10 protein-coding genes and 2 pseudogenes are annotated in these 12,826 nt (G+C 68.1%); 5 read left to right on the top strand and 7 right to left on the bottom strand.

Annotated elements, in window-relative coordinates; translation table 11 throughout:
• The 3 genes and pseudogenes from HUU94_RS06375 to HUU94_RS12960 all read left to right on the top strand — a co-directional run.
• Positions 1-1,113 (top strand): NAD(P)/FAD-dependent oxidoreductase (locus HUU94_RS06375; protein WP_174274266.1); only part of this gene is annotated, 1,113 nt, incomplete at its 5' end.
• Between the two features lie 103 nt (positions 1,114-1,216).
• Entirely contained in the window at positions 1,217-4,426 is a 3,210-nt protein-coding gene (locus HUU94_RS06380) for a PAS domain S-box protein (protein WP_217429573.1), read from the top strand.
• Positions 4,427-4,656: 230 nt separating this feature from the next.
• Positions 4,657-4,809 (top strand): annotated as a pseudogene (locus HUU94_RS12960) (transposase); the annotation flags it as partial.
• A 33-nt stretch (positions 4,810-4,842) separates the two neighbouring features.
• Here HUU94_RS12960 and HUU94_RS06390 read toward each other — a convergent pair.
• The 3 genes and pseudogenes from HUU94_RS06390 to HUU94_RS06400 form a co-directional block, all read right to left on the bottom strand.
• Positions 4,843-5,222, bottom strand: a pseudogene (locus tag HUU94_RS06390) (IS5 family transposase); the annotation flags it as partial.
• A 94-nt stretch (positions 5,223-5,316) separates the two neighbouring features.
• Positions 5,317-5,793: a RidA family protein gene (locus HUU94_RS06395; RefSeq protein WP_174274267.1), complete on the bottom strand. Its 477-nt coding sequence runs from the start codon at positions 5,791-5,793 to the stop codon at positions 5,317-5,319.
• Positions 5,794-6,128: 335 nt separating this feature from the next.
• The gene (locus HUU94_RS06400) at positions 6,129-6,575 is read right to left on the bottom strand and encodes a type II 3-dehydroquinate dehydratase (RefSeq protein WP_174274268.1); all 447 of its coding nucleotides are present in this window, start codon (positions 6,573-6,575) and stop codon (positions 6,129-6,131) included.
• A 152-nt stretch (positions 6,576-6,727) separates the two neighbouring features.
• On the opposite strand from HUU94_RS06400, the gene HUU94_RS06405 reads away from it, so the two are divergent.
• Both HUU94_RS06405 and HUU94_RS06410 read left to right on the top strand, forming a co-directional pair.
• Positions 6,728-7,951 (top strand): L,D-transpeptidase family protein, encoded by a 1,224-nt coding sequence (locus HUU94_RS06405; RefSeq protein ID WP_174274269.1) that lies wholly within the window; start codon positions 6,728-6,730, stop codon positions 7,949-7,951.
• A 66-nt stretch (positions 7,952-8,017) separates the two neighbouring features.
• A complete protein-coding gene (locus HUU94_RS06410) occupies positions 8,018-9,691 on the top strand; it encodes a M28 family metallopeptidase (RefSeq protein ID WP_174274270.1) in 1,674 nt (557 codons plus the stop codon).
• A 10-nt stretch (positions 9,692-9,701) separates the two neighbouring features.
• On the opposite strand, the gene HUU94_RS06415 is transcribed toward HUU94_RS06410, so the two are convergent.
• The 4 genes from HUU94_RS06415 to HUU94_RS06430 all read right to left on the bottom strand — a co-directional run.
• Entirely contained in the window at positions 9,702-10,775 is a 1,074-nt protein-coding gene (locus tag HUU94_RS06415) for a PA0069 family radical SAM protein (protein WP_174274271.1), read from the bottom strand.
• A gap of 130 nt (positions 10,776-10,905) precedes the next feature.
• A complete protein-coding gene (locus HUU94_RS06420; protein ID WP_174274272.1) occupies positions 10,906-11,559 on the bottom strand; it encodes a hypothetical protein in 654 nt (217 codons plus the stop codon).
• Positions 11,560-11,562: 3 nt separating this feature from the next.
• Complete coding sequence (gene moaB, locus HUU94_RS06425) at positions 11,563-12,090, bottom strand: molybdenum cofactor biosynthesis protein B (RefSeq protein ID WP_174274273.1); 528 nt, start codon at positions 12,088-12,090, stop codon at positions 11,563-11,565.
• A 129-nt stretch (positions 12,091-12,219) separates the two neighbouring features.
• Positions 12,220-12,826: lytic transglycosylase domain-containing protein (locus HUU94_RS06430; protein ID WP_174274274.1), on the bottom strand; the 607-nt coding region annotated here is incomplete at its 5' end.

Consider the following 12,826-nt stretch of genomic DNA (forward strand, 5'->3'; position numbering starts at 1 on the left):
CTGGCGGGGCAGCGCGGGCGGCGCGTGCTGCTGATCGATCATGCCGATCGGCCGGGCAGCAAGATCCTGATCTCGGGCGGCGGGCGCTGCAACTTCACCAATCTCGGCACGATTCCCGAACGCTTCCTGTCCGCCGGCCCGCATTTCGCCCGCTCGGCGCTGGCGCGCTACCGGCCCGCCGACTTCCTCGCCTTGGTCGATCGCCACCGCATCGCCTGGCACGAAAAGACGCTGGGCCAGCTTTTCTGCGACGGATCGGCCGCGCAGATCGTCGCCATGCTGCTCGACGAATGCGCGCGGGGGCGGGTGGAGATCGCGCTCGGCGAAGCGATCGCCGCGGTCGATCATGCCGACGGCCGCTACCGCGTCGCGCTCGGTAGCCGCGTCGCATCGGCGCCGGCGCTGGTGATCGCCACCGGCGGGCCTTCGATCCCCAAGCTGGGCGCGACCGGCTTCGCCTATGATCTCGGGCGCCGCTTCGGCCTCAAGATCGTCGAACCGCGCCCCGCGCTCGTCCCGCTGACGCTAGCGGGGGACGATCTGCTGTTCCGCACGCTCTCGGGCGTCTCGGCGCAAATCGTCGCGCGCCACGGCAAGACCGCGTTCCGCGAGGCGGCCTTGTTCACGCATCGCGGCCTCTCCGGCCCGGCGATCCTCCAGATTTCGTCCTACTGGCGCCCGGGCGAGGAGATCGCGGTGGATTTCCTCCCCGGTCGGCCGAGCGGCTGGCTCCGCCAGGCCAAGCGCGAGACGCCGCGCACCGCCTTCCCCAAAGCGCTGGCGGCGGCCGTCCCCGCGCGCCTTGCCGAGGCGCTGGGTGAGCGGCTCGCGCTTTCGGGCGAACTCGGCGGTCTCGCCGATGCCAGGCTCGCCGCCGCCGAAGCCGCACTCGCGCGCTGGCGCTTCCGCCCCAACGGCAGCGAGGGCTTCGCCAAGGCCGAGGTGACGATCGGCGGCATCAGCACCGCCGATCTCTCCTCGCAGACGATGGCGGCGCGCCGCGTCCCCGGGCTGTACGCGATCGGCGAGGCGGTCGACGTCACCGGCTGGCTCGGCGGCTATAATTTCCAGTGGGCCTGGGCCAGCGCCGCCGCCGCCGCGCAGGCGCTGTAGCCGCCCCCGAACTCTTCGGTCGCAACCTGCGCCGGATTGTCCTAATCGTCCGCGATGATGCGGACTGTCCGAGCGGCCGGCGTCGAAGCAGGGGAAGCACGGCTTGGCCGATGAGGGTGCGCGGCTGGCGGCGCTGAGGCGCTACAACGTCATGGACACGCCCAGCGAGGCGGAGTTCGACGATATCGCGCGGATCGCCGCCCAGATCTGCGGCGTGCCGATCGCGCTGGTCACGCTGCTCGACGAGACGCGGCAATGGTTCAAGGCCAGGATCGGCGTCGATGTCGAGGAGACCCCGCGCGCGATCGCCTTCTGCAACTATACGATCGAGCAGCAGGACGTGATGGAGGTCCCCGACGCGACCGGCGACACCCGCTTCCTCGATAATCCGCTGGTGACGGGGGAGAATCATCTGCGCTTCTACGCGGGCGCGCCGCTCCGCACCCCCGATGGCCATATGCTCGGCACGCTCTGCGTGATCGATCGGCGGCCCCATCGTCTCGACCAGGATCAGAAAGCCGCGCTGGCGGCGCTCGCGCGGCAGGTGATGGCGCAGCTCGAACTGCGCCGCGCGTTCGCCCAGCAACGCACCGATCGGCAGCGCCATCATCTCATCCTCGAAAGCGCGGTCGATTATGCGATCGTCTCGATGGACCTCCAGGGCATCGTCACGAGCTGGAACAAGGGCGCCGAGCTGATCCTCGGCTGGACCGAGCGGGAGATGTGCGGCCGCCCCTGCGACACCTTCTTCACGCCCGAGGATTGCGCCGCGGGCGTCCCCGCGCGCGAGATGCAGGCCGCGCTGGCCACCGGGCGGGGCACCGATGAACGCTGGCACCTGCGCCGCGACGGCAGCCGCTTCTGGGCGAATGGCGAGATGATGCCGCTGCTCGGCGACGATGGCGCCGCGCAGGGCTTCCTCAAGATCTTCCGCGATCGCACCGCGCAGCACGAAGCGGGTACGGCGCTGAAGGAGGCCGTATCGCGGCTGCGGCGCGCGCAGGAAGCGGGCGGCATCGGCCTTTTCTCGGTCGATCGGGAGGGCATGCTGGATGCCACGCCCGAATTCTGCCGCCTGTTCGGCGTCGAGGAGTGCGACAAGATGCCCGCCGCCATGCTGGAGGCGCTCGTCGTCGCCGAGGATCGCGCGCACGCGTCCGACGCCATGTCGCGAAGCGCCGGCACCGTCCCGCCCGACGTGCAATATCGCATCCGCCGCGCCGATGACGGCGCGCTGCGATGGATCGCGCGAAAAGGCCATATCGAGTGCGACGGCGATGGCGCTCCGCTCCGCTTCGTCGGCGCCGCGCGCGACGTCACCGAGGAGGTCGAAGCCAAGCGCGACCTCGCCACCGAGCGCGAGCAGCTCGCGCAGATATTCGAGCAGGCGCCGAACTTCATGGCGGTGCTGCGCGGGCCGGAGCATCGCTTCGAGCGCGTCAACCCCGGCTATATCGCGCTGGTCGGCCGCGACGTTTCGGGCCTCCCGATCGCCGAGGTCTTGCCCGAGGCGGTGGAACAAGGCTTCGTGGCGCTGCTCGATGAGGCCTATCGGTCGGGCGAGCCTTATTCCGCGGCGGGCACATTGTTCGTCGTCCAGCCCAAGGACGCGCCCGCCCACGAACGCTACGTCGATTTCGTCTATCAGCCGCTGCGCGATTCCGATGGCGCGATCACGGGCATCTTCGTCGAGGGCGCCGACGTCACCGATAGCAAGCGCGCCGCCGCGGCCCTGCGGGAGACCGAGGAGGAACTTCGCCTGCTCAACGCCGAGCTGGAGGTGCGCGTCGAGGAGCGCACGCGCGAGCGCGACCGGGCGTGGCGCAATTCGCGCGATCTTATCGTCGTCATCGATACGGGCGGCGTGTTTCTCGAGGTCAGCCCGGCGGCGGAGCGGCTGCTGGGATGGGCGCCGGAGGAGATGGTCGGCAAGAATATCCTCGATTTCATCCATCCCGACGATCACGCCCCGATCGATAATGCGCTGGAAGTCGCGGCGGCCGGGACGATGCCGATGATGGAGAATCGCTATCGCCATCGCGACGGCGGCTATCGCTGGCTTTCCTGGACGGCGGGCCCCGATGGCGATCTGATCACCGCCACCGCGCGCGACGTCACCGAAGCCAGGGCGCAGGCGGCCGAACTCGCGCACACGCAGGATGCGCTCCGCCAGGCGCAGAAGATGGAGGCGGTGGGCCAGCTCACCGGCGGCATCGCGCACGATTTCAACAATCTGCTCACCGGGATCATCGGCAGCCTCGATCTGATGCAGCGCAAGCTGGCGGCGGGGCGCGGCGGGGAGATCGATCGCTACGTCTCTGCGGCGGTCACCTCGGCCAACCGCGCCGCCGCGCTCACGCACCGCCTTCTCGCCTTCTCGCGCCGCCAGCCGCTCGATCCCAAGGCGGTCGATGCCAATCGGCTGATCGCGTCGATGGAGGATCTGATCCGCCGCACGATCGGCGAGGCCGTCCAGCTCGAAATGGTCGTCGCCGGCGGATTGTGGCGGACGCTGTGCGATCCGCATCAGCTTGAAAACGCCATCCTCAATCTCGCGATCAACGCGCGCGATGCCATGCCCGACGGTGGCAAGCTGACGATCGAGACGTGCAACGCGCGTCTCGACGACGCCTATGCCGCCAACGCGCGCGATATCCGCCCCGGCCAATATGTCTGCATCTGCGTCTCCGACACCGGCACCGGGATGAGCGCGGAGACGATCGAGAAAGCGTTCGAGCCTTTCTACACCACCAAGCCGATCGGACAGGGCACGGGGCTCGGCCTCAGCATGATCTACGGCTTCGCCCGGCAATCCGAAGGCTATGCCAAAATCTATTCGGAGGTCGGCCGGGGCACGACGATGAAGCTCTATCTGCCGCGTCACTACGCCGATGCGGACGCTCCCGAAGACGCGGCCCTGGCGACGCGCGACGTCGTCGGCAGCGCGGATGGCGAGATGGTGCTGGTGGTCGAGGACGAGCCCGCGGTGCGCGAGCTGGTGCTCGATGTGCTCGCCGATCTCGGCTATCGTACGCTGGCGGCGATCGACGGGCCGTCGGGCCTCAAGATACTCCAGTCCGAAGAGCCCATCGATCTGCTCGTCACCGATGTCGGGCTGCCCGGCCTCAACGGCCGCCAGCTCGCCGACGCCGCCCGCCTGCGGCGCCCGGACCTCAAGATATTGTTCATGACCGGCTACGCCGAAAACGCCGCGATCAACGGCGGCTTCCTGGATGCCGGAATGGAACTGATCACCAAACCCTTCGCGATCGACGCGCTCTCCCAGAAGGTGCGAACGATCATCGAGGGCTGAGCGCGGCCGCCGCAGCGATGGCCGTTGACATTGAACTCCCGTCACCCGGCCTTGAGCCGGGTGTGGATTCACATTCGAAGTGCAACGGATGGAATATTGCTCGCCCCTTCGACAGGCTCAGGAAGGCTTCGCCGACCGCGCCTACGGAGGCCGCAAGCTGCTCGCCGCCTTTGACGACCCAAGGCCATGGACCATCGAGATCCATCACCCGCACCCACCGCGTCGGCCACTTCGTCCAAGAACCGCGCCGCTGGGTCGTCGAACGCACCTTCGCCTGGCTCGGACGAAACCGGCGCCTCGCCAAAGATTACGAGGCATCCAGCCAGTCGGAAGAAGCATGGATCAACCTCGCCTCCGTTAAAGCGCTCTCCCGCCAAATCGCCCACTCAACATATGAGTCAGACTCTCAGGACAGGCTTGGTGCTCAGGCCGCCGCGCGAACGGCCAAGGGCCTGACCTTCAGACCGCCCTTTTTAGCCCCCGCAGCGTGCTGGTGGGCGCGAACGACGGTGCTGTCGATATCAGATATTCGAAGTCGGGATCATCCGACATCGCCTCGAAGATGCGCCACCACACACCCCCTTGGCGCTCCACCGGCTGAAACGGCGGAACGCGCTGTTCCAGTCGCCGAACACCTCGGGAAGATCGCTCCACGGCGACCCCGTCCGCACGATCCACAGCACCGCCTCGACGAACATCCGGTGTCCCGGCCCGTCGATCCCTTCTGGTCGGGGCGCCCGATGATCAACGACGCCATCTGCTCCCAAGCGCTGTCGCTCAGCACCAACCGATCCATCACGCCAAAGCCGCCTCCCAAGAAGCAGCCTGAATCAAAACGTAACGCAAAAGGGAATCCTTAGAATCCACACCGCCTTAGGCCGCTACTTCCGCTACTTCCGCTTCACCGCGATGCCCATCACCTCGAAATGCGCACCGCCGAGCAGGCTGCCCGCGCCGAGGAAGGCGCGCGCTGGCATCGGTCCGGTGAAGTAGGTGCGATAGACCGTGTTGAACGCGCCAAAGTCGGCGAGATTGCTCGCGAACACCTGTACCCAGACGAGATCGTCCATCGTCAGCCCGGCTCTGGTGACGGTCGCCTTGATGGTGTCGAGCACCAGCCTGGCGCCGCTCGCCGCGTCGGCGGGGGGCTTGCCGGTCGCGGGATCATTGTCGGTCGTGCCCGCGATATAGAGCGTATCGCCGGCCATCACCGCGGCGCTGAACGGCGGCGACGCGCCCATGCCGGCGATGCCCTTGGGCGCGGCGGCGGGAAAATGCGTGACCGGCGTCGCGGCATGGCCGGCGATGGGCGCGAGCAAAGCGATGGGCGCGAGCAAAGCGATGGTCGCTGCGAACAAAGGCTTCATGCGGGGATCTCCTCGGGTGTGATCGCCGAAGCCAGCATGTCCGGCCGGTGCTGGCAACAGCGATCTTCGGGGAGCCGGCGATCGGCGCGCCTGAAGTCGGATGACTTCAGCCTTACCCGCTCATGCTGCTCTCTCGTCAACTCGCACGAGACCAATTATGAGTCAGACTCTGAGTAGGGATCGAGCCTGTCGAGCCAGTATCGAAGGATACGCCCGGGAGCCGTACTTCGATACGAGCCCTCGATACGCTCCTGCGGAGCTACTCCGTCTCCACTCAGCATGAACGGATAAAAATAAAGTCATCCGATTTAGCCGTGTCCCCGGCGCAGGCTCTCCTAACCCGCTCGCAGCCGGGCGATGTGCCGCACCGCCAGCGCATAGCCGTGCGTGCCGAGGCCGCTGATGATTCCCGTCGCGGCGGCGGTCATGATCGAATTGGCGCGCCAGGCTTCGTCGCGGCGGTGGAGGTTCGAGATATGGACCTCGATGATCGGGCAATCGCACATCTTGAGCGCATCGTAGATCGGATAGCCGGCATAGCTGAACGCGGCGGGGTTGATGACGATGCCGGCCGCCCCGGTGCGCGCCTCCTGGATCCAGCCGATCAGCTCATGTTCGGCATCAGTCTGGTGGAAGCGCAGGTCCAGCCCCGCCGCATCGGCCTCGGCGCGGCACGCGGCCTCGACATCGGCGAGCGTATCGTGCCCGTAGACCTCGCGCTCGCGCACCCCGAGCAGGTTGAGATTGGGTCCGTTGAGGACGAACAGGATCGGCTGCGGCATTCACGCTCCCTCGGATACCCCCGCTTCTAGCAGAAGCCCGAGCGTCGCGCATCAATCGGCCTTGATACAAATAAAGTTGTTGACAAGCGGCGCAGGGCGGATCGCGCGGCGTTCGCGATCGTTGAGCCGGTGTAAGTAAAGGGAGCGTGGAGATGTCAACGATGCATGGCGCCGCGGCCTTTGGGCTGCGCGGGTTTCTTCTGGCGTCCGCCGCTCTTCTGAGCATCGGCGCGACCGATGTCCCCGCCTCCTTGAGCACGGTGCCGGCGATCGCGCAAGCGCCTGTCGCTGCTCCGATTGCCGCGACATGGCCGGTCGAAAGCGCGCGGCAATTGTTGACCGCGATCGAGGGCGCGCCCGCCGAAGGATTGCGCGCGAGCGACTATAATCCGGCGGCGCTGCGTCGGGCGATTGAGGGCGGCGCGGGCGCCGAGCTCGATCGCGTCGCGCAGGCATCGGCGCAGACGCTGGCGCATGATTATGCTTTCGGCCGGGTGAGCGATCGCGAATCATTCGATTGGCATATCGCGCGATCGATGGACGAGATGGCGGGGCTGTCGGGCAGGCTTACGCAGGCGGTCGCCGCCGGCAAGGTCGGGCCGTTCCTGGCGAGCCTGCTGCCGGGCGATCCGCGCTATGCGGCGCTGCGCGATGCGCTGCCCGGAGCCAGCGGCGGCGACCGGGATCGCATCCGCGCCAATATGGAGCGCTGGCGCTGGATGCCGCGCGATCTCGGCCGCGACTATCTCTACGTCAACGTGCCGAGCTACAGGCTGCGCGTGTTCGACGACGGGATGCCGACTTCGACCTACACCGTCGTCGTCGGCGCGCCCGATACGCCGACGCCGCTGATGATGACGCCAGCGACCTCCGTCGTCGTCAATCCCTGGTGGAACGTGCCGCAGAGCATCATCCGCAAATCGAACATGCGCGCTGGCCGGCCCGGTTTCGTCTATGCGTCGAGCGGCGGGCAGCTTTCGGTGCGGCAGCCGCCGGGGCCTCGCAATGCGCTGGGCAAGATCAAGTTCAACCTGATCAACGATCAGGCGATCTACCTCCACGACACGCCCGCCAAGGCCGGCTTCGCGCGCGACGACCGCGCGCTGAGCCACGGCTGCATCCGCGTCAAGGACATCGACCAGCTCGCCGCCGAGTTGATGCGCGACGGCGGCGACGCGGGCGCGTTCGACGAGGCGCTGGCGCAGACCAGGACCGAGACGGTGCCGCTGCCCAAGCGCTGGAACGTCTATCTGGTCTATTTCACGATGGACCGCGACGATGACGGCGCGCTGGTGAGCTACGGCGATCCCTATGGCCGCGACGCGCAGCTCGCCGCGCGGCTCGACGGCGGCGGCATGCGGATCGCGTCAAACTAAGCGATCGCGCTTGCGGCGGCGGCGCCGCGCCGCCATCGTGCGCCCGTCGAACAGGGAGCGGGACGCATGAAATATCGGTGGAGCGGCGTCGCGCTGGCGGCGGTGATGGCGGCGGGCATGGCAGGGGCGCAGGTGCCGCCGACCATCGATGCCGCGGCGATCTCGCAGGATATCAAGACGCTCTCGTCCGACGATTATGAGGGGCGCGGCCCCGCGACGCGCGCCGAGAACAAGACGGTGGCCTTCATCGCCGGGCGGATGCGCAAGGCGGGGCTGATGCCCGGCGGCGACCTGCGTCCCGACGGCAAGCGCGGCTGGATCCAGGACGTGCCGCTGCTCCGCTCCGAAATCAGCGGCAAGCCCGAGATCGCGCTGATGATCGGCGGCGCGAGGCGCATGCTGACGCAGGGCGAGGAGATCGCCGTCAGGTCGCCGCTCGACGGCGGTTCGCATGTCGCGCTGGCGGGCGCGCCCTTGCTGTTCGTCGGCTACGGCGTCACCGCGCCCGAGAAGAACTGGGACGATTTCAAGGGCGTCGATCTGCACGGCAAGGTGATCGTCGTGCTGATCAACGATCCCGATTACGAGACCGGGGTCGCCGGTGGCTCAGGCGGTGACTTCGGCGGCAAGGCGATGACCTATTACGGCCGCTGGACGTATAAATATGAGGAAGCCGCGCGGCGCGGGGCGGCCGGCGTGCTGATCGTCCATGAGACCGGGCCGGCCTCCTACGGCTGGGCGACGGTCAAGAATTCGAACGCCAACGTCCAGTTCGATATCGTTCGCGATGCCCCCGCCGCCGCGCACACGCCGCTGGAGACGTGGATCCAGCGCGATCTCGCGGTGGATATGTTCAAGGCCTCGGGGCTCGATTTCGAGGCGGCCAAGACGCTGGCGCGGACGCGCGATTTCAGGCCGATCCCGCTCAAGCCGACGCTGTCGGTGCTGCTCGACGCCAATGCGCAGCGGATCGTCAGCCACAATGTCGTCGGCCTGCTCAAGGGCGCCAAGCGGCCAGACGAGACGTTGCTCTACTCGGCGCACTGGGATCATCTCGGCATCGGGCTACCCGATGCGCGCGGCGACAGGATCTACAATGGTGCTGCCGACAATGCCTCGGGCGTCGCGGCGCTGCTGGCGTTGGGCAAGGCGTTTACGGCGGCGCCCCGGCCGCAGCGCTCGGTCGCCTTCCTCGCGGTGACCGCCGAGGAGAAGGGGCTGCTCGGCAGCGAATATTACGGCACCCACCCGCTCTATCCGCTGGCGACGACGGTGGGCGTGATCAACATGGACGGGATCAACCTCGCGGGCCCGGCGCGTAACTTCACGATCTCGGGAAGCGCGAGGCTCGGCCTGCTCGACGATCTGATCGCCGAGGGCGCCAAGGTCGGGCGGACCTTCACGCCCGAGCCGCATCCCGAAGCGGGCGGCTTCTTCCGATCGGATCATTTCTCGATGGCCAAGCAGGGGGTGCCGGCGATTTCGTTCAAGACGGGCAACGATCTGATCGAGGGCGGCACCGCGCGCGGCGAGATACTGGCGGCCGATTACACCAAGAACCGCTACCACCAGCCCGCCGACGAATGGCGCGCCGACTGGAATTTGGCGGGCGCGGTGCAGGACCTGAACCTGCTCTTCGCGCTGGGCGAGCGGCTGGCCAATTCGCGCGAATGGCCGGCTTGGGCCGAGGGGTCCGAGTTCAAGACCAAGCGCGACGAGACGGCGGCGGCGCGGAAATAGCCTGCTCGATCTACAGCAACCGCAACTGATCGCCCTCCGGCGGGCGGAACAGATCGGTGCGCAGCGCGAGGCGTTCGCGGTTGAGGCCGAGCTTGCGGCAGGCGATCGTGAAGCGGGTGCGGAGCAGATCGGCCCATGGCCCCTGTCCTTTCATCCGCGTGAAGAAATCGGGATCATTGTCGCGCCCGCCGCGAATCGACCGGATCGTCGCCATCACCTTGGCGGCGCGATCGGGATGATGCGCGTCGAGCCAGGCGCGGAACAGAGGCGCCACCTCGTGCGGCAGGCGGACAGGGAGGAAGAAGGCGCCGCGCGCGCCCGCATCGGCCGCCGCCGCGAGGATATGCTCCATCTCGTGATCGGTGATCTGGGGAACGACGGGCGCGATCGAGACGTGGACGGGCACCTTCGCCGCGGCGAGCGCACGCACCGCGGCGAGGCGCCTCGCCGGATGGGGCGCGCGGGGCTCCAGCGTGCGCGCGATCGCGGGATCGATCGTCGGGATCGAGAGGACGACGGCGGCGAGCCCTCTTGCGGCCATAGGCGCCAGGATATCGAGATCGCGCAGCACGCGATCGGATTTGGTGGTGATCGTCACCGGGTGGCGGCATTCGGCGAGGATTTCGAGGCAGGCGCGCGTGATCCGCCATTCGCGCTCGATCGGCTGATAGGGATCGGTGTTGGTGCCGAAGGCGATCGGCTGCGGCGCATAGCCGCGCGCGGCGAGCTCCTTGCGCAGCAGGGCGGGCGCATCGGGCTTGGCGAACAGCCGCGTCTCGAAATCGAGGCCGGGCGAGAGATCGTGGAACGCATGCGTCGGCCGGGCGAAGCAATAGATGCAGCCATGCTCGCAGCCGCGATAGGCGTTGAGCGAGCGATCGAAGGGCACATCGGGGGAGGCGTTGCGCGTCAGGATCGTCCTGGCGCGTTCTACCGTTACGGTGGTGCGGGGCGGGGGCGGCGCGCCGTCGATCCCTTCGGCGGCATCGCGCCAATCGCCATCCTCCTCGCGCGCCTTGAGGTTGAAACGTTGCGGCGTCGCGTTGCGGGTGGCGCCACGGCCGGATCGGGGAGGCGAATCCATCGGCCCGGCCTAAACGCTTGACAGGAACGTATCAAGAACATATAAGGCGGCGATGATGGCCGTCCTTCTCCTGCTCGTGGCGCTCCTGCTCGCCGGCCTTGCGCGAGGAGTGAGCGGGAAGCCCGGTGGTTCACGGTGCGGTGCAGGCCGAAGGGGCTGTGTCGTGGAGAACCCAGTCGATCGGCTCCTCGACCAGCCAGTAGGGACGGGGCTTATCCGGAAGGGTGACGCCGCCGCCTTGGCCGGTGAATTCGACGCAGCCGTCGCCATGCCACGCGACGAAAGCCTTGAGCGTGACGATCGGCCAGTCGACCGCGCGGACGCGCTGCATATCCCGCGATCGCCAAAGGGCGATGCTGTTGGGGATGCCGGTGTCGCTCTCCCCGTTAAGGTCGTCGCGCAGGCCTACGAAGAGATAGCGGCCGGAAGGCGAGGCGACGGGCTTGCCGCCGATCGCGGTGGCGTCGCCCGCGTTGCCGACGACCCAATAATCGCCGCTCTCGTACCGGCTGGCCCGAACGCCGACGTGCCCGCCGGGAAGGACCGCGTCGAGCCGGTAGCGCGCGCATTGCGGACGGTCGCAATCGCCTTCGTCGACGAACCGGATCGCGCCGACCTCGAGAATGCGGCCATCGCGCCGCACGGGGAAGGGAAGATCGGTCAACGCCGCATCGGGACGAACGCGAAGATCGGCGGCGATCGCCTTGGTCTCGGCGGTGGTAGCGCGGGGCAGCGGATCGCGCGCCTGGTAAAGCATCGCGGTGACGGCGAATATGCCCAGCATCGCTCAGCGCTCCTTGAGTCGGGGCATCAGCTCGACGAAGTTGCAGGGGCGATGGCGGCTGTCGAGCTGCGTCGCGAGGATGCCGTCCCAGCCGTCGCGGCAGGCGCCGGTCGAGCCCGGCAGCGCGAACAGATAGGTGCCGCGCGCGACTCCGGCGGTGGCGCGCGACTGGATCGTCGAGGTGCCGATCGTCCGGTAGCTCAGCCAGCGGAACAGCTCGCCGAACCCCTCGATCCGTTTCTCGCAGACGCGGTCGAAGGCTTCGGGGGTGACGTCGCGGCCGGTGACGCCGGTGCCCCCGGTGGTGATGACGCAATCGACCTGCGGATCGTCGATCCAGCGTTCGAGCCGGGCGACGATCGCGGCGACATCGTCGCGGCCGATCGCGCGATCGGCGAGGATGTGGCCCGCGGTCTCGAGCCGCTCGACGAGCGTGTCGCCCGAACGATCGTCGGCGGGCGTGCGGCTGTCGGAGATCGTCAGGATCGCGATGCGGACGGGGAGGAAGGGAAGATCGGTGTCGATGGGCATCGAGCGGGTGTAGCCGCGCCGATCCTTTCCGTCATGCCGGACTTGTGCCGACATCCACGGTCCCGTCCGCGAGGGCATGGCAAGGTGAGGCGTGGACCCCGGGACCGGCCCGGGGTGACGATCGGGACGTCAGTTCGACAGCGCGGAGGCGATCGGCGCGGGCTCGGCCTGCGCGGTGCGGCGTTGCGCGGGCATCACGGGGAAGCGCGGCCACTTGCCCTGCGCGAGCATCGCGAGGCTTTCGGAGGGGACGCCGGTCTCGCGCTGGTACATCCAATAGTTGCGCAGCACGGTCGCGACATAGCCGCGCGTCTCGGCGAACGGAATCGTCTCGATGAAGAACAAGGGATCGGCGCTCGCGCCCGGCCGCGCGCTCCAGGCGGCGACATTGTTGGGACCGGCGTTGTAGGCGGCGATCACCTTGGGCAGCAGTCCGCCGGTGCCGCCGTTGTCGGCGAGCTCCTGAAGATAGGATTGGCCATATTCGAAGCTGACCGCCGGATCGGAGAGGCGATCGGCGATCTCGGGTGCATCGCCCTTGTGGCGCGCGACGAGCCGCGCGGTGGCGGGCATCAACTGCATGAGGCCGCGCGCGCCGGCGCGGCTGACCGCCTCGATGCGGAACTGCGATTCCTGCAACGCGTGCGCGAGGCAGAGCGCGCGATCGACGCGCCAGCCACCGGCCGGCGCCCAGGCGGGCATCGGATAGCGCGCGGCGAGCGGCGTGGCCTGGCCC

It is taken from the genome of Sphingomonas bacterium (assembly GCF_903644055.1).
Taxonomy (GTDB): Bacteria; Pseudomonadota; Alphaproteobacteria; order Sphingomonadales; family Sphingomonadaceae; genus Sphingomonas_I.